This is a genomic window from Sphingomonas sp. (genome assembly GCF_019242355.1).
Taxonomy (GTDB): Bacteria; Pseudomonadota; Alphaproteobacteria; order Sphingomonadales; family Sphingomonadaceae; genus Sphingomicrobium.
The window spans coordinates 1-22,438 of sequence record NZ_JAFAVR010000285.1 but is presented as its reverse complement, the minus strand read 5'-3'; the positions used below and the strand labels follow the sequence as shown (position 1 = coordinate 22,438).

Here is a 22,438-nt window from a genome sequence, read left to right as displayed (position 1 = left end):
GCGGGCGGCGCTCGGCCGCGCGGTCGGCCGCCTCGGCGAGCCGGTGGTTCGGACCGCCGTCCGCGAGGCGATGAAGATCCTTGGCCGCAATTTCGTCTTCGGCCGAACCATCGACGAAGCGCTCAAGAGAGCTGAGCCGGAGCGCCGCCATGGCCTCAGTCACAGCTTCGACATGCTTGGCGAGGCGGCCAAGACCTTCGCGGATGCGGAGCGCTATGCGGCCTCCTACCGTTCGGCGCTTGACAGAATCGCCGGGAGCGCAGGCGATGGGTTCCGGCGATCGCCAGGGATCTCCGTCAAGCTGACGGCCCTGCATCCCCGATTCGAATATACGCGGCAGCAAGAGGCGGTCAACGCCGTGGTGCCGATCGTGCGCGAACTGGCGTTGAAGGCGTCTCGCGCGGACGTCCACTTCACCATCGATGCTGAGGAAGCGGACCGGCTCGAGCTGCAGCTTGACGTCTTCGAGGCGCTGCTTGCTGACGACCAACTGTTCGCCCCGCGGACGGACGGAAGCTCCTGGGGCGGTTTCGGAATCGCCATCCAGGCCTATCAGAAGCGCGCCCTGCCGCTGTGCCAATGGGTCGCCGATGCGGCTCGAATGCATCGGCGGCGGCTCATGGTCCGGTTGGTCAAGGGCGCCTATTGGGATACCGAGATCAAGGCCGCCCAGGTCAATGGGCTCACCGATTATCCGGTCTTCACTCGCAAGGTCGCGACAGACGTCTCCTATCTCGCCTGCGCGAAGGTGCTGCTCGATGCCAGCGACGTCATCTACCCTGCCTTCGCGACGCACAATGCAAGCACGATCGGCCAGGTGAAAGCGCTGGCCGCCGGTCGGGAGCTAGAGTTCCAGCGGCTCCATGGCATGGGCGAGGGCCTCTACGCCGAGCTTGCAAAGCTGGAGGAGGCCATCGGCGATGGACGCACGCCGGTGCGGATCTACGCGCCGGTCGGCAGCCACAAGGAGTTGCTCGCTTATCTGGTACGTCGCCTGCTCGAGAACGGGGCGAATTCGAGTTTCGTCAACCGGATCGCGGACGAGGAGGTCTCGATCGACGAGCTGACCCGCGATCCGGTTGCGGAGCTGGCCGCGCTGGAGCCCAGGCGCAATCCGAAGATTCCGCTTCCCCGCGATGTGTTCGGACCGGGGCGCCGCAACAGCGCCGGGGTCGATCTTTCCGATCCGCTCGTTCGTGCGCCGCTTTACGGCCGGCTCGAGGCGCTGGAGAGCCGCGAGTGGTCAGCCAGGCCGACGCGCGGGACTGGGAACGCCCGTGCGGTTGTCTCGCCGCAGGATCGCAGCGCAAGGGTAGGCAGCGTTTCGGAGGCGACCCCGTCCGGTGTCGACGCGATGGTCCGGGCCGGCCATCAGGAACAGCAGGCCTGGGATGCGCTTGGCGGCGAGGCTCGGGCGCGGCTGCTCGACCGGACGGCCGACCTGTACGAGCAGCATCGCGAAGAGCTGTTCTCGCTCTGCATCCGCGAGGGCGGCAAGACCTTGCCCGACACGATCCTCGAGGTTCGCGAAGCGGTCGATTTCCTGCGCTTCTACGCGTCGGAGGCGCGGCGGCAATTCACTCGCCCCATGCATTTGCCCGGCCCCACGGGCGAGCTGAACGAGCTTCGCCTTCACGGACGCGGCGTGTTTGCCTGCATTTCGCCGTGGAATTTCCCCTTGGCGATCTTCACCGGGCCGATTGCCGCTGCCCTCGCGGCCGGCAACGCCGTCGTCGCCAAGCCGGCCGAGCAGACGCCGCTGATCGGCGCGTTCGCCGTCGAGTTGATGCATCGCGCAGGCATTCCGCGGGACGTCGCCCAGCTGGCTCCGGGCGACGGCAAGGTTGGTGCCGCATTGACGGCTCACCCCCTGCTTGCGGGAGTCTCCTTCACCGGCTCGACGGAAACGGCGCGGCTCATCAACAGGACGCTTGCCGATCGCGACGGCCCCATCATCCCCTTCATCGCCGAGACCGGCGGCCAGAACGCGATGATCGTCGATAGCTCGGCGCTGCCCGAGCAGGTCACGCGCGACGTCATTTCCTCCGCGTTTCAGAGCGCCGGCCAGCGTTGTTCGGCCTGCCGCGTGTTGTTCGTGCAGGATGATGTCGCCGACGGCATGATCGCGATGGTTTCGGGCGCGATGGAGGCGCTGGAGATCGGCGACCCAGCGGATCTCGCGATCGATGTCGGGCCGGTAATCGACGAGGAGGCGAGGCGGGCGCTGGACGAGCATCTCGGCTGGCTGGACTCGAATGCTCGACGGATATGCCGCAGGGCCCTGCCGAGCGAAGCAGCGCAGGGCAGTTTCGTCTCTCCGGCCTTCTATGAGATTGGCTCCCTCGCCGAGCTGAACCGCGAGAATTTCGGGCCGATCCTGCATGTCATCCGGTTTCCTGCCGATGGGCTCGGAGGCGTGATCGACCAGATCAACGCGGCGGGCTACGGGCTGACTCTTGGCCTGCAAAGCCGCATCGACACCGTTCGAGACTTCGTCGAAAGCCGAGCGCGGGTCGGGAACTTTTATGTCAACCGCAACCAGATCGGCGCCGTCGTCGAAAGCCAGCCCTTCGGCGGGGAAGGGCTCAGCGGCACTGGCCCGAAGGCGGGCGGACCTCACTATGTCGCCCGTTTCGCGACCGAGCGCGTCACCTGCACCGACACGACGGCGGCCGGCGGCAACGCGAGCCTCATGGCCGCCATCGAGGGCTGAGGGCACGGCGCGCGGGAACGGACCGCCCGCGGAATCGCCTTTGTTAATTGGCGTTTAAGCTTAAAAAGAGAGAGCAGTATCATCGACGAATTGCGGTACCAGCCGCTTTGCACATCGCTGGCAGCGCGAAGGCCCCGCTGAAGGGACAGGATTGAGGTTGGGAAAGACGTTGCACACGACTGGCCTGCAAGCCCGGAATGTCGAGGCCTCGGCGTGAAGCTCGGGGGCGTCGCACTGCCACCAATCCTTCGCCAGGCTCTGGCGGAGTGCCGCAGCCATTTCCTTGCAGCTGCCGGCTTCAGCCTCTTGATCAACCTGCTCTATCTCGCACCGACGCTATATATGCTCCAGGTCTATGACCGGGTGGTGCCGACGGGTGGCCGGGCGACCCTGTTCTTCATCACGCTCGCGCTGGCGATCGCGCTCGTGGCGCAATCGTCGCTCGACATGATCCGCAACCGCCTGCTGATCCGGGCTAGCGTCCGCCTGGACGCTCTGCTCGCGCCTCGCATCCTGCAGCAGATGATGAGCGCCGATTCCGCCGCCGCTGGCCAGGCGATGCGCGATTTCGACACCGTCCGAACCACTCTTGCCGCCCCCGTGATCGCGGCCATGTTCGACGCTCCGTGGACTCCGGTATTCCTGATCGTCGCCTTCCTGCTGCATTTCTGGATCGGCGTATTGGCGGTGGTCTCCGCGATCATCCTGGTGACCCTGGCAGGGCTCAACAGACGCGCGACGCAGAAGAAGATGGACCTTGCCACGGCGGCGATGGGCGCGGCCCACAACAGCCAGCAGGCAGCGGCCGTGCACGGCAGCACGATCAAGGCGCTCGGCATGACCGCCGCGGTCGTCGACCGCCAGCTCGATCATCGCCGCCTTGCTGTCAGCAATACGGTCGCGGCGCAGTTCGCCGGCGGCCGCCTCTCGGCTTCCAGCAAGTTCTTCCGATTGTTCATCCAGTCCGCCGCCCTCGGCCTCGGCGCGCTTCTCGCGCTCAACGGATCGATCTCGTCGGGCGCGATCATCGCTTCGTCGGTGCTCCTCAGCCGGGCTTTGCAGCCGATCGAGAATATCATCGGCGGCTGGTCGTCGCTGGCATCGGCACGAGCGGCTGCGGAGCGCCTGTCGCGGGCGCTAGAAAGCGTCGGCGAGCCGCGGGTCTACACGGCCCTGCCCGCACCCAGGGGGGACCTGCTGGTGCAGGAGGTGGGCTTGCGGAACCGGGACGGCCGCACGCTCCTGCTCGGAATCAGCTTCCACGCTCTTCCCGGCCGCATCCTCGGCGTGATCGGCCCAAGCGGATCGGGCAAGACGACGCTTGGCAAGCTCCTGGTCGGGGCCGTGCAGCCGACCGTCGGCGCGGTTCGCCTCGACGGCGCTAAGCTCAGCGACTGGGACCAGGACGAGCTCGGTCGCCACATCGGCTACATGCCGCAGGAGCCGTCGCTGTTCGAAGGAACGATCAAGGAGAACATCGCGCGGTTCGCACGGCCGCGGACCGTCGACGAGGCACGGGAGATCGACGCTGCGGTCGTTGCTGCAGCAAGCGAGGCCGGAGTGCACGAGATGATCCTGCAGCTTCCCCAGGCCTATGACACGCCGCTTGGACTGATGGGCTCCGGCTTGTCGGCGGGACAGGCGCAGCGGATCGCGCTTGCCCGAGCACTCTACGGACAGCCCGCGATGCTTGTCCTCGATGAGCCGAACGCTTTCCTCGACAATCTCGGCGAGCTCGCCTTGCTTGCCGCCGTGAAGGCTGCCCGCGCGCGCAACGCGACAGTCATCATCATCGCCCATCGCCGCGGCGTGCTCGAGGCCGCGGATGCGCTGCTTGTCCTCGACGAGGGCCGCCCCCGCATGATCGGTCCGGCGAAGGAAGTGGTCGCGCGCCTTGCGGCCCCGCAAACCTCGGAGAATGCCGCGTGAGCGACGCCATCACTCTTCCGGCGCCGACCGATCTTGAGGCGGGCAACCCCTCGCGCGAGATCCGAATGGGCCTCGTCATTGCCGCCCTGTTCTTCGTCGTGCTGTTGGGCTGGGCGGCGCTTGCCCCGCTGGACGCCGGAGTCACGGCATCCGGCACCATCGCCGTCCTCGGCAATCGCCAGTCGGTCCAGAACCGCGACGGCGGCGTCGTCAGGGCCCTCAATGTCCACGAGGGCCAGCACGTCGAGGCAGGGCAAGTGCTCGTGGAGCTTGCCGCGCCTGACGTCCGGGCTTCGGAGCGATCGCTGACGAGCGACTATCTGACCCTGCTTGCGCAGCGCGCTCGGCTGCTCGCCGAAAGCAATGGCCAGGCGGGCTTCGCTCCGCCACCCGAGTTCGCGACCCTGAGCGCCGAGGACAAGCCGATCGCCGACGAGGTGATGCATCTCCAGCTCGCTGAAATGCATGCTCGCGCAGCCTCGCTGGCGGCGCAGCAGTCGGTGCTGCGCCAGCGCGCGAGCCAGCTGTCCGAACAGCAGAGCGGCTTCGTCCAGCAGCGCAGCGCCGTTGTCCAGCAGCAACAGCTGATCGGCCAGGAGCTTGATGGGCTCCAGGCCATCGCGGCCAAGGGCTGGGCCTCGATCAACCGGGTCCGCGAGCTGCAACGGGCCCAGGCCGATCTCCATGGCCAGGAAGGCGCGATGAGCGCTCAATATGCCCAGGCGGGGCAGGGCATCGGTGAGACCCGAATGCAATCATTGAGCCTGGTTCGCGACAAGATCACCGAGATTGAAGGTGACCTCAAGGACACCCAGGCGAAAATCTCCGAAACGCTGCCCAAGCTCGTCGCAGTTCGCGAGCAACTCCACAATTCCGAGGTCCGGGCCCCCGCGACCGGCCAGGTCGTCGGCCTTAGCGTGTTCACCGTCGGCGGAGTGGTCGCGTCCGGGCAGACGCTGATGGACATCGTTCCCGACGGAAAGTCGCTGATCATCCAGGCGCAGCTGCGACCGACCGATGCCGACGACGTCTTCCAGGGACAGACGGCTCAGGTTCGGTTCGTCAGCGTCCACAACCGATCGCTGCCGCTGTTCAAGGGCACGGTGAGCACGGTCTCGGCCGACAGCTTCAAGGACGACAAGACCGGCATGTCCTATTTTCGTGCCCAGATCGTCGTTCCGGAATCCGAGCTCAACCGGGTTCGCTCGGTGCTCGGAAATGGCGAACTCCGCCCAGGCCTTCCTGTCGAGATCGTTCTCACTGTCCGCAAGCGCACGGCACTTGAATATATCTTCGACCCGCTGACCTCCGCCTTGTGGCGCTCGGGGCATGAGGAATAAGCGAGCGGAAGAAATGGCTCCCCGGGCCTGATTCGAACAGGCGGCCGTCCGATTAACAGTCGGATGCTCTACCGCTGAGCTACCGGGGAGCGGCCCGTCAGGGTCTTCTGGGCGCCGCGGCTCAATAGCGGAGCCTGCTCCAAAGGCAAGCATTTCGGGACAGGTCAGGTCGCGAACTGCTCCATCGCGATTCGCTCGTCGAGCGCATGTTCCCGATCGAACAGCAGGGTCAACGAGCGTTCCCGGTCGAGGCGGACCTCCACCTTGGCGACGTCGCGGACCTCGATCTGGTCGGCAACCGCGGAGACCGGCCGGTTGTCGGCTTCGAGGATCCGCAGGCAGACCGCGGTGTCGTCCGGGAGAATGGCGCCCGACCAGCGGCGCGGGCGGAACGGGCTGATCGGTGTCAACGCCAGCATCCGGGCCTGAAGCGGAAGGATCGGGCCCCGAGCGGACAAATTATAGGCCGTCGATCCCGCCGGCGTCGCGACCAAGACGCCGTCGCAGGCGAGCTCGGGAAGGGCCACTCGTCCGTCGACCGAGATCTCGATCTTTGCGGTCTGCCGAGTCTCGCGGAGCAGAGAGACCTCGTTGATCGCGGCATGGACCGACTGCTCGCCGCCGACGGTGGTCGCCCGCATTTCCAGCGGAGCGACGCGAATGGCTTTCGCGGCCTCGATGCGCTCAGCGAGACGGTCGAGGCGCCACTCGTTCATCAGGAAGCCGACTGTGCCGCGGTTCATGCCGAACACCGGGCACGGCGGCTTGGTATGGCCAAGCATCGCATGAAGGGTCTGGAGCATGAATCCGTCGCCGCCGAGCGCCACCAGGGTCTGCGCCTCGCCGCGCGGTGCGAATATGTAGCGCTTACGAAGAAGGGCGTCGGCAGCGCGCGCAACCTCGGTGTGGGACGACAGAAGCCCGATTCCCTGGGGGCGCAGGTCGATTGGCTCGCAGCCGTCGGAATGGGGTGCGTCGGCGGTCAATCCGGGTCCTTCGAACGTCTGCTTTCGGGAGGGAAACATAAGCGGATCGGCACCCCGCGTCACTGTCCCGTTTCGAGGCGCGACCGACACGGTTGTTTCACCCCGTCCGCGGGACCCGTAGCGCTATTCCCATGTTGACTTGGGCGAACGTATTGCAGTGGGGCAAGGGCACGGCAGACGCGGGGGCCGGACCGGCGACGAACCATTCCGATCCACTGCTCGAAAGCATGATTGCCAATGAGCAGATCGACGTCCTCTACCAGCCGCAGATCGAGCCGGTTACCGGCCGGATCCTGGCCGCCGAGGCGCTTGCGCGCTCGCCGATTGCCCAGTCCGCCGACATGCTGTTCGAGCGAGCGGCTCGCGCCGGCCTGCATGAGCAGCTTTCGAGGGTCGTGCAGCGCAAGGCACTGAGGGCCGCGGCAGCATGGTCAGGACCACTCGCCGGGCTCGGTATATCCCTCAACCTCCTTCCTCAGGAAATTTCGCGGGTCGGACATGACCAGTGGCTTCTCGAAGAGGTTGGCCACTGCGGAATCGATCCGCGCCGGGTCACCGTCGAGATAACCGAAAGCGCACTCCTGGCAGACGAGGCCGCCGCGGCGGAGCGCCTGTTGCGCTTACGGGATGCCGGCTTCAGGATCGCCGTGGACGATTTCGGCACCGGTTACGCAAGCCTCGCTTATCTGATCAGCCTGCCGCTCGACCTCATCAAGATCGATCGGCGCCTGGTCTGCGACATCGTCGGAGGCGCTCGCGACCGTATCGTCCTGCGGGCGCTGATCCAGCTCGCGCGCGAACTCGACCTCAAGGTCATCGTCGAAGGCGTGGAGAGCACGAGCCAACTTGCGCTGCTCGTCGACTGGGGCTGCGAATGCTACCAGGGCTTCCTCGCCGCCGGCGCGCTGACCGAGGAAGAACTCTGGCGCTTCGTGACCGCAAGCCTCGTCGAGGCTGCATGAGGGGCGCCTAGGCGGCTTCCTTCTTATCGCCGGCAACCGCAACGCGGGCGAGGCCGCGCGAGAGCTGCACCGCTCCGGCGAGCCGTGCTTCGGGCGTCGACCAATCTCGTGACACCGTCATCTTGCTGTCCGGTCGCAGCCTGGCCGCGCCCTTCAGCCGATCGACATAGCCGAGCAGACCCGCAAGATCGCTGAAGCCGCTTTCGGCGAAGGTGACAACCGCGCCCTTGGCGCCGATGTCGAGCTTCGCGACATTCGCCTGGCGGCAGTTCAGCTTGATCTCGACGATCTTCATCAGGTTCGCGGTCTCCTCGGGAAGCGCGCCAAAGCGGTCGATCAGCTCAGCCGCGAACGCGTCGATCGCCGGCCGGTCTTCAAGCTCGCCCAGCCGACGATAGAGGCCCATCCGCAAATCGAGGTCGGGGACGTAGGCTTCAGGGATAAGGATCGGCGCATCGACGCTGATCTGCGGCGTGAACTCCTCGGTCTTCGGACCACCGCCCGACTTCATCTCGACGATCGCCTCCTCGAGCATCGACTGGTAAAGCTCGAATCCGACTTCCTTGATGTGGCCCGATTGCTCGTCACCGAGCAGGTTGCCGGCGCCGCGGATGTCGAGATCGTGGCTGGCGAGCTGAAAGCCCGCGCCGAGGCTGTCGAGGTTGGCGAGCACCTGCAGCCGCTTTTCCGCCGTTTCGGTCACCTGCCGGTCGGCCGGCGTCGTCAGATAGGCGTAGGCGCGGGTCTTCGACCGGCCGACGCGGCCCCGGATCTGGTAAAGCTGGGCGAGCCCGAAACGGTCCGCGCGATGGACGACCAAGGTGTTGGCAGTCGGGATATCGAGCCCGCTCTCGACGATCGTGGTGGACAAGAGCACGTCATACTTGCGGTCATAGAAGGCGCTCATCCGCTCCTCGACCTCGGTCGGGGCCATCTGCCCGTGCGCGGTCACGGACTTCACTTCGGGAACCTCCGAGCGGAGCCATTCCTCCATGTCGGGCAGGTCGGCGATCCGGGGCACGACGAAGAAGCTCTGACCGCCGCGGAAATGCTCGCGCAGCAGCGCCTCGCGCACGACCACTGGGTCCCAGGGGGTAACGTAGGTTCGGACGGCAAGGCGATCCACCGGCGGCGTCTGGATGACCGATAGCTCGCGAAGGCCGCTCATCGCCATCTGCAGGGTGCGCGGGATTGGCGTAGCGGTCAGCGTCAGGACGTGAACGTCGGTCTTGAGGGCCTTGAGCCGCTCCTTGTGGGCGACTCCGAAATGCTGCTCCTCGTCGACAATGACGAGGCCCAGGCGTTTGAAATTCAATCCCTTCGCGAGAATGGCATGGGTCCCGACGACGATGTCGACCGTGCCGTCTGCGAGGCCCTCCTTGGTCTTCTTCGCTTCCGTCGAGGGCACCAGCCGCGACAGGCGGCCGACGTTGATCGGGAAGCCGTGAAGACGCTCGGTGAAGTTCGCATAATGCTGGCGGGCAAGCAGCGTGGTCGGACAGATGAGCGCCACCTGCTTTCCCGACATTGCCATGACAAAGGCTGCCCGCAAAGCGACCTCGGTCTTGCCGAAGCCGACATCGCCGCAGACCAGCCGATCCATGGGTTTTCCGGCCTCGAGGTCGCCGAGCACCTCCTCGATCGCGCGATCCTGGTCGTCGGTTTCCTCGTAGGGGAACCGGTCGACGAACTGGGGATAGCTGGCGTCGGCCTGGGCGACAACGCCAGCGCGGGTCGCGCGCAGGGCGGCCGTCTTGATGAGTTCACCCGCGATCTCGCGGATGCGCTCCTTCATCTTCGACTTGCGCCGCTGCCATGCCTCGCCGCCCAGCCGGTCGAGGGCGACGCCCTCGTTCTCGGCGCCGTAGCGGGTCAGGAGCTCAATATTCTCGACGGGCACGTATAGCTTGTTGCCGCCCGCATATTCGAGCGCGACGCAATCGTGCGGCACCTTGCTGACGGGAATCTGGGTGAGGCCCTCGTAGCGGCCGATGCCGTGGTCGGCGTGCACGACGAGGTCGCCGGGCGAGAGCGTCGCCAGCTCCTCGAGGAAGGCCGAAGCCGCCTTGCGCTTCTTCCGACGGCGAACGAGCCGGTCGCCGAGCATGTCCTGCTCGGTCAGGACTGCAACCTCGGCGGTACTGAAGCCGTGATCCAGCGGCAGGACCATGAGCACGGGCTGCGTCTTCGACCCTAAGGCGTCCTGCCAGCTGTCAGCCGCCTTGTGCGTCTTGACGTCATGGTCCTCGAGCAGGCCGGATAGCCGCTCCCGGGCGCCGCGGCTGTAGCTTGCAAGGACGACCTTGCGGCCCTTTCGACGAAGGTCCGCGATATGCTTTGCGACGGCCTCGTAGACATTGGCCTGCTGCGCTCGTTCCGGAGCGAAATCCCGGGCGGGCTCGACGCCGAAGTCGATAGTTCGCGCGGATTCGGGCTCGGGGAATCCGGAGGCGCGGTGGATCGGGCAATCGGCTAGCAACGCCTGCCACTCGTCCTTGCTGACATAAAGGGCCGTTGGTCCAAGTGGGCGGTAGCTGCCGGGCTGCGCTTCCATAGCCCGGACGCGGTTCTGGTAATAATCCTCGATCGCGTCCGAGCGATCCTGGAACGCCTTGTCGGCCGCGGCGTCGCGAAGAACGATGTCGTGCTCGCCGAGATGGTCGAACAAAGTCGACAGCCGCTCCTCAAGAAGCGGAAGCCAATGCTCCATGCCGGCCATCCGGCGCCCATCGGAGAGCGCCTGATAGAGAGGGTCGCCAGTCGCGGTCGCCCCGAACTTCTCGCGATAGCGCGAGCGGAAGCGCTTGATCGTGTCCTCGTCGAGCAGCGCTTCCGACGCCGGCATCAGCGTGAAGGCCTCCGCTTTCTCGGTCGATCGCTGGTCGGCCGGGTCGAATCGCCGAAGGCTGTCGATCTCGTCGCCGAAGAAGTCGAGGCGAAGCGCCTGCTCCTCGCCCGGCGGGAAGACATCGATCAGCGACCCGCGAACCGCATATTCGCCATGCTCGGCGACCGTGTCCGAGCGCTGGAAGCCAAGCGCCGTCAGCTGAGCGATCAGGGCCTCGCGGTCCATCCGCCCGCCCTCGGCGATGCGCCGCGTGAGCTGGCGGACGCGAAATGGGGTCAGCACCCGCTGGGTCGCGCCGTTGACGGTCGCGATCAGGAGCTGCGGCTTGTCGCTCTTCGCCTGAAGCGCGCTGAGAGTCGCAAGCCGCTCCGCCATGACTCGAAGCGCCGGCGACGCTCGGTCGTAGGGGAGGCAGTCCCAGGAGGGCAGAGTCAGAACCTCGACCTCGGGCGCGAACACCGGGATCGTCTCTGCGAGCGCCCGCATCTCGGATTCGTCGGCGGCGATGACGACCGCGCGGCCGCCCTTGCCGGTGCCGTGAGCGGCGCGTGCGAGATCCGCCGCGAGCCAAGGCAGAAACCCGGTCGGCACTGAGGCGAGGGTCAGGGGATCGGTCGCGCGAAGGACTCGCTGAAGCGCGTCGGTCATCGTGCAATCCGGATGTAATCGAGCCTCTTCATCGCTTCGAGCATGGGACCTTGGAAGCGCTCGGGGGCGCTCGCGGTTCCTAGTGCCCAGGCCATGATGTCGACGTCCTGCTCCTCAAGCAGCGCGGCGAAGGTCGCGCGCTCCTCGGCGGCCCATGAGTCATGGGCTGCGTCGAAGAATCCGCCGATCATCGCGTCGGCTTCGCGCGTGCCGCGATGGTGCGCGCGCCATTGAAGGCGCTTCAATTCCGGGTCGGAAGGCATGGGAGGCATGTAGTCATCGCCGCCGCGCATTGCGAGCGCCGCGTGACCCGCTAACAACGGCTCATGCGCCCCGAAATCCTCAATCCCTTGTTCGCCGAGGTCGAGGTGCTGAAGGGTGTTGGGCCACAGGTTTCGAAGCAGCTGAAGAAGCTCGGCATCACTCGCGTCGTCGACCTGCTCTACCATCTACCGACAGGCGTCATCGAACGCCTCAAGGTGCCGGCGGCTAATGCGTCGCTCCTCGGCCGCACGATCATCCTCGAGGTCACGCCGTTCGAGACCCGCGAAACCCGGTCCGGACGAGGGCCGACGCGAGTGTTCGCGTCCGACGGCGACCAGAATACGATCAGCCTCATTTTCTTCAACAACCCGGGCTGGGCGAAACGGAGCTTGCCGATCGGCGAGAGGCGGATCGTCTCGGGCAAGCTCGAAGCCTATGGCGAAGAGTGGCAGGTCATCCACCCGGACATCGCCGAGCCCGGTCAGGGGCCGCAGCCCGCCGTCCGGGAGCCGGTCTATCCCCTGACCGAGGGCCTGACCAACCGTCGCCTCGGTGAGCTTACGGCGGCCGCCGTCGAACGCGCGCCCGAGCTGGTCGAATGGATCGAGCCTGGCCTGATGTCTCGCGAGGGGTGGCGTCAATGGCGTACGTCGGTCGCTGAAGCCCATCGCGAGCCGGGTAGCGACACGGCTCGCCGACGGCTCGCTTACGACGAGATTTTTGCCAACCAGCTCGCGCTGTCGCTCCTTCGGCAATCGTCGCGGCGCCGAAGGACCGTCCCGCTTCCGGGGACCGGCGGAATTACTGCCCGGCTTGATCTGCCGTACCAGCTGACCGATGCGCAGCGGCGCGTCGTCGGGGAGATCCATGGCGACATGGCCCAAAGCGTGCCGATGCTCAGGCTGCTGCAGGGCGACGTCGGCTCGGGCAAGACGCTGGTCGCCCTGCTGGCGATGCTCGCCGCGGTCGAGTCCGGGGCGCAGGCGGCACTTCTCGCTCCGACGGAAATCCTGGCGCGCCAGCACCACGCGACCCTGTTGAAGCAGCTCGACAGCATTGGCGTCCGGGTCGCGATCCTCACCGGCCGCGAGAAGGGCCGGCCGCGCGACAGCGTCCTGATGGGCCTTGCCGACGGATCGATCGATATCCTCGTCGGCACCCACGCCATCTTCCAGGAAAAGGTCGCGTACAGGAATCTCGGCCTTGCCGTGATCGACGAACAGCACCGCTTCGGCGTCTCGCAACGCCTGCTACTCTCCGCCAAGGCCGAGCGGCCGCCGCACCTCCTGGTGATGACGGCGACACCGATCCCGCGGACCCTGACGCTCACCCAATATGGAGAGATGGACGTCAGCCGCATCGACGAGATGCCGCCCGGCCGCTCGCCGATCGAGACGCGAGTGATCAGCGAGGAAAAGCTCGCCGACGTGATCGACGGCCTCGGCCGCCACATCGCCGGCGGCGGCCAGGCCTATTGGGTGTGCCCGCTCGTGGAAGAGAGCGAGAAAAGCGACGCCGCTGCTGCCGAAGAACGTGCGCGCATCCTTGAACTGCGCTTCGGCACCCACCGCGTCGGTCTAGTCCACGGCCGCATGAAGGGGCCCGACAAGGACGCGGTCATGGCGCGCTTCGCGGCCAAGGAACTCGCCGTCCTTGTCGCGACCACGGTGATCGAGGTCGGCGTCGACGTGCCCAACGCGACATTGATGATCGTCGAAGGCGCCGAGCGCTTCGGCCTGGCCCAGCTCCACCAGCTGCGGGGCCGCGTGGGGCGGGGAAGCGGCAAGAGCACCTGCCTCTTGGTTCGCGGGCAGACCCTAACCGAGGTCGGTCGCGCCCGTCTCGCCCTGATGCGCGAGACCAGCGACGGCTTCCGCATCGCCGAGGAGGACTTGCGGCTGCGCGGTCCGGGCGAAATTCTCGGCACGAAGCAGTCAGGCGAAATCGGCTTTCGCGTCGCAAGCGCTGAGGACGTCGCCCAGCTCGCGCCGATCGCGAGCAGCGACGCGCAACTGCTTCTGGAAAGAGATGGAGGCCTGGACGGACCGCGCGGGCAGGCGGCGCGCACCTGCCTGTACCTGTTCGAGCGCGACCAGGCGGTGGGTCTGATCAGGAGCGGCTAGCGAACGAGCAATCCGTGTTTTTTCTTGCCGAGGCTGAGTTTGATCGGCTTGTCGGCCACCTCGATTGTCAGGCCCGCGTCACTGACGACTTGGTCGTCGAGCCTGACCGCTCCTTCGGCGATCTTCCGCTTCGCCTCCCCGTTCGAACCGCAGAAGCCCAACCCCGTTAAGGCGGCCATGATCGAGATGGCCGAGCCGGCAGTCAATGTGGGCAAATCCTCGCCGGCGCCGCCTCCAGCAAACGTTTCGGAGGCCGTCCGTGCGGCGGCTTCCGCGGCATCGCGCCCGTGCAGCAACGCCGTCGCCTCCGTCGCCAGCACCACCTTCGCCTCGTTGATCCTAGCACCTTCAAGGCTCTCGAGGCGCGCAATCTCATCCAGTGACAGGTCAGTGAATAGTTTCAGGAACCGACCGACGTCGGCATCGTCGACGTTTCGCCAGAACTGCCAGTAATCGTACGGACTGAGCAGCCCTGCATCGAGCCACACCGCGCCTTGCGCCGTCTTCCCCATCTTGCCGCCGTCCGCGGTCGTGATCAGCGGCGTCGTGACTCCGTACAGCTCGGTTCCGTCGATCCGCCGGCCGAGCTCGATCCCATTGACGATATTGCCCCACTGGTCGGACCCACCGAGCTGCAGCCGGCACCCGACCCGCCGCGACAGCTCGAGGAAGTCGTAGCCCTGCAAGATCATGTAGTTGAATTCGAGGAACGTGAGCGGCTGTTCTCTGTCGAGACGGAGGCGGACGCTGTCGAACGTCAGCATCCGGTTGATGGTGAAATGCCGCCCAACCTCGCGCAGGAACGGGATGTACTGGAGGCCGTCGAGCCAGTCGGCATTGTTGACCAGAATCGCGTCTGTCGGGCCGTCGCCGAACCTCAAGAAGCGTTCGAAAACTCGGCGGATCGAGGCGATGTTGGCGTCGATCTGCTCATCAGTGAGCAATTTACGGCTCTCGTCCTTGCCGGAGGGATCGCCGACCTTGGTCGTTCCCCCACCCATCACGACGATCGGGCGGTGTCCGGCCTGCTGCATGCGGCGAAGCATCATGATCTGGACGAGGCTGCCGACGTGAAGGCTCGAAGCGGTCGCGTCGAAGCCGATATAGCCGCTGACGACCTCTTTGTTCGCCAGCGCTTCCAAGGCGCCGGGGTCGGTGACCTGGTGGATGTAGCCACGCTCATCGAGCAGCCTGAGAAGGGAGGAACTGTAAGCCGTCATGCCAGCCGCTTAGCGTCAAGCACGGCGGCCTGCTACTGCACCGCCATGGAACTGACGCTCGTGCCCCATCCGTCGACGCCGCCGACCGATCCGCCGTTCAGGGTCTGGGCCCGTGTCGAGCATTCAGCGGCGTTCGGATCGGCCGCGACGACCAACATCTGGTTCGGTGTCTCGGCGCCCCTGGAGCGTTTCGTCATCCCGCGATCCGACGAGCCGGGCCGCGCTGACGATCTCTGGCGCACGACCTGCTTCGAGGCGTTCCTTCAGCGCTCCGGCGACGAGGCTTATCGGGAATGGAACTTCGCTCCGTCGGGTAGCTGGGCCGCCTATGATTTCGCGGCTTATCGCGAGAGGCTCGGCAACGCACCCGTCGCTGCCGTCCCCTATATCCGGGCTGAGGACAATTTCACTTGGTGGGCGCTCGGCGCGACGATCTCGGTCGACGCCGTTCACTGGCAGCTCGGTCTATCCGCGGTGATCGAGGAGCAGGACGGGACCAAGTCGTACTGGGCGCTCGCACACGCCGGTGAGAAGCCCGATTTCCACGATGCCCGTTGCTTCACCGCCAAGCTTGCCTAAGCAGCATTCATGACCCAGTTCGGCATTGACCGCCTGCTCGCCGAGCCCGAGCTTCGCCGCCCCCTGGAGAGCAAGCGTGTCGCGCTCCTTGCCCATCCCGCCTCTGTGACGAAGGACCTGACGCACAGCCTCGACGCCTTGGTCGCCTCGGGCCTCAACATGTCTGCGGTGTTCGGGCCGCAGCATGGCGTTCGCGGCGACCTGCAGGACAACATGATGGAGTCGCCCGACTTCACCGACCCGATCTACGGCATCCCGGTGTTCAGCCTCTATGGCGAGGTCCGGCGGCCGAGCGGTCAGTCGATGGGGACCTTCGATACGATCCTCGTCGATTTGCAGGACCTCGGCTGCCGCATCTATACCTACGTCACGACCTTGCTCTACGTGCTGGAAGCGGCCGCCGAGCACGGCAAGAGCGTGTGGGTGGTCGATCGGCCGAACCCGGCGGGACGGCCGGTTGAAGGCCTGACCTTGCGGCCTGGCTGGGAAAGCTTCGTCGGCGCCGGCCCGATGCCGATGCGCCATGGAATGACGCTGGGCGAGCTCGGTCGCTGGTTCATCGACCACTTCAGGCTCGACGTCGATTACCGCGTGATCGAGATGGACGGCTGGACGCCGGATCGAGGGCCGGGCTTCGGCTGGCCCGAAGACCGCGTCTGGATCAACCCGAGCCCCAATGCCGCCAACCTCAACATGGCCCGCGCTTACGCCGGCACAGTGATGCTGGAAGGAACGACGCTTAGCGAGGGCAGGGGCACCACGCGGGCGCTCGAACTGTTCGGAGCGCCGGACATCGAGCCGCGCCGGGTGATGGCCGAGATGGAGCGCCTCGCGCCGCAATGGCTCGCCGGCTGCAAGCTGCGCGACATCGCGTTCCAGCCCACTTTCCACAAGCATGCGGGCGAGCTCAACCTCGGCGTCTTCATCCACGCCGAGGGCCCGTTCTACGGCCACGAGGCGTTCAGGCCGTGGCGGCTGCAGGCGCTCGCCTTCAAGGCGATCCGCGCGCTGTATCCGGACTACGATCTGTGGCGGGACTTCCCGTACGAATATGTCTTCGACAAGCTCGCCATCGACGTCATCAACGGCTCGCCGCTGCTCCGCGAGTGGGTCGACGATCCGCAGGCCGCGCCCGGAGACCTCGACGTCGTCACCGTTCCCGACGAGCGCGCCTGGGAAGACGAGCAGCAGGCTCATTTTCTTTATCGATGACCGCTTCAGGTCAGATCAAACGGAGATACTTCCACAACGAAAATTGACTTCAAACGGCCGGTCGAACTCTCGTGCCTGAATGCATTCATCGTGATGTCGGCGTTGTAATTTCGACGGGATGTTAGTCTATCCAATGCGTTGGACCGGAGACTGCTCGTGATTTTTCTGATGGATTGAGTGTCGCGAGCTTTCTCGGCGAGTTCGAAAGGGACGGGCCGTTTTGCATCGACGAGATAAATGCGACCTTTGAAAGTATTCGCGTTGTAGCTCGATATCAGGCCATCGAACTTTTCTGGCTTCGTTAGCTTCTTCGTTCGAGTTGCGTGCTCGTATGTCGCCGGTGTGAGTGAGGGGCCGACGAGCTTGTCCCCGTCGCGGCCGAAAAAGACACGAGCTCGGCGAGCGCTTTGCGACCATACAATCGGCCGATGCATTTCCACGATCGCTGGCTCGGTCTTTTCGATTAGGCTGTCGAGCTTTTCTTCTGTAATCCCCTTTTGAGCGCACTGTTCAGCAAACTGCTGCCGAATAGTCTTTTCAAAGTCTACGTCTATTCCGAGCGTCGCCTTCAAAACATAGTCGTAAAGCGATCTCGTAAAGTGCCCTAAGACCGAATCCTTGGGCGCAAGGGACGCTGCGCTAATGCCTCCAAGTACAGTCGCGACGATCTCCCAGCTGCCTGCGACCGGCGGTCCAACTAGAACTCGTGCCCCTTTGAGGGATGGTGCTTGAGTTATAATTTCGCCGTTCAGGGCCAGATGAACGGTCAGCGCAAGCGAGCGCTGGAAGCCGACCAGGGCTTTGGACGCGTCATAGAAATCAAGTAAATGATCCTGAGCCTCGCTACCTCGGTAGCTCAAAGAAAACTCTGTCAATTCGTTGCCTCCCCATTCGGCCAGCGAATGCTGATGACTTCCAATAAAATTGCAAGGTCGCCAGACCGCGTGGTTAACGAAGACGTAGGAGTTTCCTGCGTATCCCCGTCGCGAATTGTTCGGGAGCGGGCGTCGACATGGCGACAATGGGGATTGAGCAAGTCACGGAAGATGCGATCCGTGCAGTGGCGCGGGACTGCGGCTCGCTGTCGATGGAATGCAGCGATGTCGCCGGCTATGTTCAGGGCGTCGCGGGCCGCATCAACGACCATATGCGAACCCTCGATCAGCTCGAGGAAGTAACGACGCGGCTGCTCGCCGACCAGGCGCGCGTATCGGATTCGACCGACGAGGCGAGGCTGCTGTCAGAACAGGCCAAGTCCAAGCTCGAGGCCGGCCGCGACGCAATCGAAGACACGATCGTCGGCTTCAAGGGCCTGACCGAGCTCGTCGTCCAGCTCGGCGAGCGCATGGCCGGCTTCGCGTCGGCGATGAACCAGGTGCAGACCGTCTCTTCGACTATCGAGACGATTGCCCGCAAGACCAACATGCTTGCACTCAATGCGACCATCGAGGCGGCTCGGGCAGGGGACGCCGGCCGCAGCTTCGCAGTCGTCGCGGCCGAGGTAAAGAAGCTCGCTCATGACACTCGCGCCGCCACCAGCCAGATCGCCTCTACGATCGGAGAACTGACCCGCGAGGCCGGCGCTGTCACGACTGAGATCAAGACCGGTGTCGAGCGCAGCCGCGCCGCCCAGTCCGGGTTCGGGACGATCAGCGACACGGTCCGGGAAGTCAGCGAGATCGTCGGCATGGTTGACCGCCAGACCGAGGGCATCGCTCACTCGACCAGCATGATCCAGACCAGCGTCGATCGCGTGAAGGCGGGTCTCACCGACTTCGCCGCGGACGCCCGCGCCAACGGCACCGAGCTGGTTAGCGCCGAGAAGCGCCTCGCGCACCTGGAAATGCTGTCGAATACCATGCTCGACACGCTCGCCAATTCAGGCGCAGAGATCGACGACACGCCCTTCATGCTGAAGGCGCAGGACTCGGCTCGCCAGATTATGGCCGTGATCGAGCAGGCGCTCACTGCCGGCGCCATCACTGCCGACGATGTCTTCGATCGCGATTACCAGTTGATCGAGGGAACCAATCCGGTTCAATATGCGGTTCGCTTCAACGATGCCGCCGACCGCCTCATTCGCCCGATCCTCGATCAGGTCGAGTCATCGGACGCCCGCATCATCGGCTCCGCGATCGGAGACATGAACGGCTATCTGCCGACGCACCTCAGCAAGCGCAGCCATCCCCAGGGGCCCGATCCCGTATGGAACGACGAGCATTGCCGAAATCGGCGCATCCTCATCGACGATACGACTCGCGCGGCCCTCGCCAGCGACCGACCGGCAACGCTCGCAACCTACCGGATGGAGCTCGGCGACAAATTCATCCCGGTGAAGAATGTCTTCGTGCCGCTCTATTTCGGCGGCCGCCGCTGGGGCAATTTCGAGCTTGCCTATCGCGATGACTGATCGGCTGCCGCGTTACGCAAAATGAAAGGGCGACCGCGGCTGCTGCGGTCGCCCTTTTCGTTTGTCGATTAGAGATGCGCGAGCCGCGGACGCGGCCAGATTCAATAGTCGCTGCGAGCTTCGGCCCGAGCTTCGAGCAGGTCGAACAGCGCGCGATGCTGCAGCAGGAGCTGCTCCGCACCGAAGGACAGGGCACGCGCCGTAGCTGGACTGGTGGCCAGCGACTCGATCACGTGCACGACCGATGCTTCGTCCGGGAGCGAGGGGGGCGGCGTGGGCACGCCGGCCCGCGCTCCAGCTCGATCGAGGACTCGGCGGATCGGCCACCAATCTCCGATAAGAGCCGTCGCGGACCCAAGGGCGCAGCCCTGCCGTTCGGATTGGGCAAGCATTTCCAGGGCACGGCGGGCGCCTTGCAGGCTCGCCTCGGTCTCGGCCGCTCCGGGCGTACTCGGCAGCGGTCCGACCGCGGAGGTCAGGCGCACCAGGTACAGGCGCTCACGCTCGAACGCTTCCGACGCCCGCGTCAGCCATTGCTGCGGAGCGCCGGACGGGCAGCGCTGCAGCGCGATCTCGATAAGGCCGGGATAATGACCGTGAAGCCCGCACAGCAGGTGAACGGCGTCCGACAGGTCGCGCCCCGCGTCTCGGCCGGTGGCTTCGACAAGGATCTGCAAATGCGGATGGCGCGCGCAACCGTTGCTCGCGACGCGCGCGAGCTGGGTGTCGGCAGCGCTCAGTACCGGTCGCTCTGCGGAGCGAATCGTCGCCATCCTTCTCCCCTCGTCTGATGAATGTCAGGCGAAGCCTTACTGCCGGCGGTTCTAACGCAAGGGCGTAAAGACGAGGTTTATGCGGCTGTAACCTTCCGTCGACCTTGTTTCAGGCGGCGAGGGGAAGCTCGGCAGCCTCTGCTTCGTCGGCCTGCGCGGAAGCCTCGATGGCGTCCATGCTGTCGACAGTGGGCTTCGGCTGCGGGAAGAGCAGCCGCGAGCCGAGAACAATGATGCCGAGCAGCAGGTAGGCCGCGACCGCATATTTGAGGCTGATCAAAACGCTTGCCGCCAGGGGCACGCGAAGCCACGCCGGGTTGAAGCCGAAATCCTCTCCGATCCCTTCGCACACGCCAAGGATCGTGTGGGACCGAAGCGGGAGGGCAGTGCGGGTTTCGGCGGCATTCTGCATGTTCAACTCCAATGGCAAGGCTGTGCTCGTTGACGAGCAAGAGCCGTGCCAAATTAGGAAAGCTCCGCTTAATCTTGGATTTAGCGTACCGCGGTGAGGATCGGACCGGATATTGCGCCGTGCGGGCAGCCACAAGTTGGGAATTTGTGCCGATCGAAACAACCGGCGCGGCCTGGCGTGCTCAATGCCCGGCTCGACGGGTCCGGAAGGTACTCTAACGCGCGACCGACAATCGCCACGGCAGCGGCAGATAGTCGGTCGACATGTAATAATAGAAGTTGCACCTGCCCGATGCCGTCCGGTTGACCCCCTTGGCAATGCGGAATGCGGTGGTCCCGCTAAACACCGGGCCGCCGCTGTCTCCGGGGACGCAGGATGGGCCGGGGACGGTCACCCAGGTCGGCTCGCAGGGTCCTCCGCAGAGCGCACCTGGAGGTGCGTAGTCGGTCAGTTCGACCTCCGCGCAGCTGTAGCCCGAGCTTTCGCCCCAGTGGCAGACGAAATCTCCGGCGCGCGTGCTTGCAAGGTTGCGCCAGCCGGTCAGCCTTCTGAGCGCCCCATTCTTGCGTTCGGAATAGAAGAGGGGTTGCAGCAGAGCGCTGCTGAGGTTGATCTGCACGTCCCGGTAGGCCGCGCCGTCCTGGCTTACGAAGGCAAGCGGCACGGCGATTCCTGTCTTATCCCGATAGACGACCTCATCCGGGCAGTGGGCCGCGGTTGCAATCGCATCGCGCGTCCCATCGGTGACCACGAAGGCGGTGGTGCACCTGTACCGGCGGCCGTTCAGTGGGTTGAGCCCATCAACGAGGCCGCCGCCGGCGACCGTCATGTTCGATTCCCTAAGCTCATTGACGACGACCCGTACGGGGACGCCTCCGATCTGCTCGGCGCGCGCCTTGATGGCGGCGACGCCATAGCGTTCAGCATCCTCCGCCGGGACGAGCAGGACGACCTCGCCAGTGCGCTGGTCGTATCCGGCGCCGCGCGCGCCCGGAAGTTCGGAACGGAGATCGATCAGGTGCCTGCGCATCGCTGCGATCGCCTGGGCGTGGGTGGCACGCGCGCCCGTTCTGAACGTCACCGTCACATCGGCGCCGCCAGCATGCAGCACTCGGTCCGCGACCGGCTCGGACCCGGTCAGCAGGACGACGATCCGATAGTCCGGATCATGCTCGACGGACATGCCGGCCAGACGGTCGCTGAATTCGGCGGCGATCCGGTCGGTTGCGGGAACGCTCGCCTCCTGGATGCGCAGGCGACGCTCGGCTTCCGCCAGGCTGACGGCGTGTCGCTGGGCATAGATTTCGGCGTCCTGCGCAACTGCCTGCGCACGCGTCAGGATCCGCTCAGCTGGCGGCGTTTGTGCCCCTACGGGCGCCGCGAAAAGCAGCGCCGCAGTGCAAATGATCCGGCAAATCAGATTTTTCAGCTAAGGTCGCCGACGCCCTGGCAGCTAAGGTCGAAGGCCGCGAGCCCGGACTCCAGGACCGACGCGAGCATAGGCATGTCCATCAGCTCATCCAGTGCGCCGTCGACTCCGCCCCCGACCAGCTCGTCGGCCTCTTCCCTGGCTTCGTCCCAGTCGCTGGCTTCATATGTCCCCTGGCCGACCCAGCAGAAGGCGAGCACTTCGGCCAGCTGGTCCTCGCCAAGGTCCTCGAAGGCCGCTCGAAGCTCCTCTTCGACGCTGGTGTTGATTTCGTCCTCTAGGACGCTGAGCGTGCCCTCCTGCTCATCGTCAACATTGTCGGCGTCTTCGCCGGGATCATAGTCGCTGGCGGTCTGGGCTTCATATTCGCGAGCGCGAAGGATGATCCGGCACAGGGTGTCGAGTGGGGTCAGCGGGTCCATTCAATCCTCTTCGTCTTGCCCGCTTGAACGAGAGCAGCCTTAAGCGGTTCCTCTCGTTGACCGACCATATCGACGCACCTATATTCCGCGCCGCCGTGGGCGTTCAGCGCCCTGGCGCATCCACCGAAGCGTGGCGGAGTAGCTCAGCTGGTTAGAGCAGCGGAATCA

Annotated in this window: 17 protein-coding genes and 1 tRNA gene; 8 read left to right on the top strand and 10 right to left on the bottom strand. The window is 65.3% G+C overall.

Going from position 1 to position 22,438, the window contains the following annotated elements:
• The 3 genes from putA to JOZ79_RS13930 form a co-directional block, all read left to right on the top strand.
• Positions 1-2,713: bifunctional proline dehydrogenase/L-glutamate gamma-semialdehyde dehydrogenase PutA (putA, locus tag JOZ79_RS13940; protein WP_294075361.1), on the top strand; the 2,713-nt coding region annotated here is incomplete at its 5' end.
• A gap of 213 nt (positions 2,714-2,926) precedes the next feature.
• Positions 2,927-4,642, top strand: a complete 1,716-nt coding sequence (locus JOZ79_RS13935) for a type I secretion system permease/ATPase (protein ID WP_294075358.1) — start codon at positions 2,927-2,929, stop codon at positions 4,640-4,642.
• Positions 4,639-5,982: an HlyD family type I secretion periplasmic adaptor subunit gene (locus JOZ79_RS13930; protein WP_294075356.1), complete on the top strand. Its 1,344-nt coding sequence runs from the start codon at positions 4,639-4,641 to the stop codon at positions 5,980-5,982. Before JOZ79_RS13935 ends, JOZ79_RS13930 begins: the two co-directional genes overlap by 4 nt.
• A gap of 14 nt (positions 5,983-5,996) precedes the next feature.
• Here JOZ79_RS13930 and JOZ79_RS13925 read toward each other — a convergent pair.
• Positions 5,997-6,071 (bottom strand) — tRNA-Asn (locus JOZ79_RS13925).
• Between the two features lie 75 nt (positions 6,072-6,146).
• Entirely contained in the window at positions 6,147-6,923 is a 777-nt protein-coding gene (locus JOZ79_RS13920) for an NAD kinase (RefSeq protein WP_294075363.1), read from the bottom strand.
• Positions 6,924-7,099: 176 nt separating this feature from the next.
• Here JOZ79_RS13920 and JOZ79_RS13915 point away from each other — a divergent pair, with 176 nt between their 5' ends.
• A complete protein-coding gene (locus tag JOZ79_RS13915; protein WP_294075354.1) occupies positions 7,100-7,930 on the top strand; it encodes an EAL domain-containing protein in 831 nt (276 codons plus the stop codon).
• A 7-nt stretch (positions 7,931-7,937) separates the two neighbouring features.
• Here JOZ79_RS13915 and mfd read toward each other — a convergent pair whose 3' ends face one another.
• Positions 7,938-11,426 carry a transcription-repair coupling factor gene (gene mfd / locus JOZ79_RS13910; protein WP_294075352.1) on the bottom strand — a complete coding sequence of 1,163 codons (3,489 nt, stop codon included), beginning with the start codon at positions 11,424-11,426 and terminating at the stop codon, positions 7,938-7,940.
• Positions 11,423-11,719, bottom strand: coding sequence for a succinate dehydrogenase assembly factor 2 (locus JOZ79_RS13905; RefSeq protein WP_294075350.1), 297 nt, complete (start codon positions 11,717-11,719; stop codon positions 11,423-11,425). Before JOZ79_RS13905 ends, mfd begins: the two co-directional genes overlap by 4 nt.
• 33 nt (positions 11,720-11,752) lie before the next feature.
• On the opposite strand from JOZ79_RS13905, the gene recG reads away from it, so the two are divergent.
• Entirely contained in the window at positions 11,753-13,813 is a 2,061-nt protein-coding gene (gene recG, locus JOZ79_RS13900) for an ATP-dependent DNA helicase RecG (RefSeq protein ID WP_294075348.1), read from the top strand.
• Here recG and tyrS read toward each other — a convergent pair.
• The gene (gene tyrS / locus JOZ79_RS13895) at positions 13,810-15,033 is read right to left on the bottom strand and encodes a tyrosine--tRNA ligase (RefSeq protein WP_294075346.1); all 1,224 of its coding nucleotides are present in this window, start codon (positions 15,031-15,033) and stop codon (positions 13,810-13,812) included. The two genes, recG and tyrS, sit on opposite strands and share 4 nt — an antisense overlap.
• Before the next feature lie 45 nt (positions 15,034-15,078).
• On the opposite strand from tyrS, the gene JOZ79_RS13890 reads away from it, so the two are divergent.
• Both JOZ79_RS13890 and JOZ79_RS13885 read left to right on the top strand, forming a co-directional pair.
• Positions 15,079-15,612 carry a DOMON-like domain-containing protein gene (locus tag JOZ79_RS13890; RefSeq protein ID WP_294075344.1) on the top strand — a complete coding sequence of 178 codons (534 nt, stop codon included), beginning with the start codon at positions 15,079-15,081 and terminating at the stop codon, positions 15,610-15,612.
• Positions 15,613-15,621: 9 nt separating this feature from the next.
• Positions 15,622-16,824: a DUF1343 domain-containing protein gene (locus tag JOZ79_RS13885; RefSeq protein ID WP_294075342.1), complete on the top strand. Its 1,203-nt coding sequence runs from the start codon at positions 15,622-15,624 to the stop codon at positions 16,822-16,824.
• A gap of 5 nt (positions 16,825-16,829) precedes the next feature.
• Here the strand turns inward: JOZ79_RS13885 and JOZ79_RS13880 are convergent, their stop codons facing one another.
• Positions 16,830-17,699, bottom strand: a complete 870-nt coding sequence (locus JOZ79_RS13880) for a hypothetical protein (protein ID WP_294075339.1) — start codon at positions 17,697-17,699, stop codon at positions 16,830-16,832.
• A gap of 137 nt (positions 17,700-17,836) precedes the next feature.
• Between JOZ79_RS13880 and JOZ79_RS13875 the strand changes: the two genes are divergently transcribed.
• On the top strand, positions 17,837-19,234 hold the full coding sequence (locus JOZ79_RS13875) for a methyl-accepting chemotaxis protein (protein ID WP_294075336.1): 1,398 nt from the start codon (positions 17,837-17,839) through the stop codon (positions 19,232-19,234).
• Between the two features lie 101 nt (positions 19,235-19,335).
• Here the strand turns inward: JOZ79_RS13875 and JOZ79_RS13870 are convergent, their stop codons facing one another.
• The 4 genes from JOZ79_RS13870 to JOZ79_RS13855 all read right to left on the bottom strand — a co-directional run bounded on the left by JOZ79_RS13870 (position 19,336) and on the right by JOZ79_RS13855 (position 22,270).
• The gene (locus tag JOZ79_RS13870) at positions 19,336-20,007 is read right to left on the bottom strand and encodes a hypothetical protein (RefSeq protein WP_294075334.1); all 672 of its coding nucleotides are present in this window, start codon (positions 20,005-20,007) and stop codon (positions 19,336-19,338) included.
• Positions 20,008-20,116: 109 nt separating this feature from the next.
• The gene (locus JOZ79_RS13865; RefSeq protein WP_294075332.1) at positions 20,117-20,419 is read right to left on the bottom strand and encodes a PspC domain-containing protein; all 303 of its coding nucleotides are present in this window, start codon (positions 20,417-20,419) and stop codon (positions 20,117-20,119) included.
• 214 nt (positions 20,420-20,633) lie between these two features.
• A complete protein-coding gene (locus JOZ79_RS13860) occupies positions 20,634-21,602 on the bottom strand; it encodes a hypothetical protein (protein ID WP_294075329.1) in 969 nt (322 codons plus the stop codon).
• A 242-nt stretch (positions 21,603-21,844) separates the two neighbouring features.
• The gene (locus JOZ79_RS13855) at positions 21,845-22,270 is read right to left on the bottom strand and encodes a DUF3775 domain-containing protein (protein ID WP_294075326.1); all 426 of its coding nucleotides are present in this window, start codon (positions 22,268-22,270) and stop codon (positions 21,845-21,847) included.
• Positions 22,271-22,438: the final 168 nt, after the last annotated feature.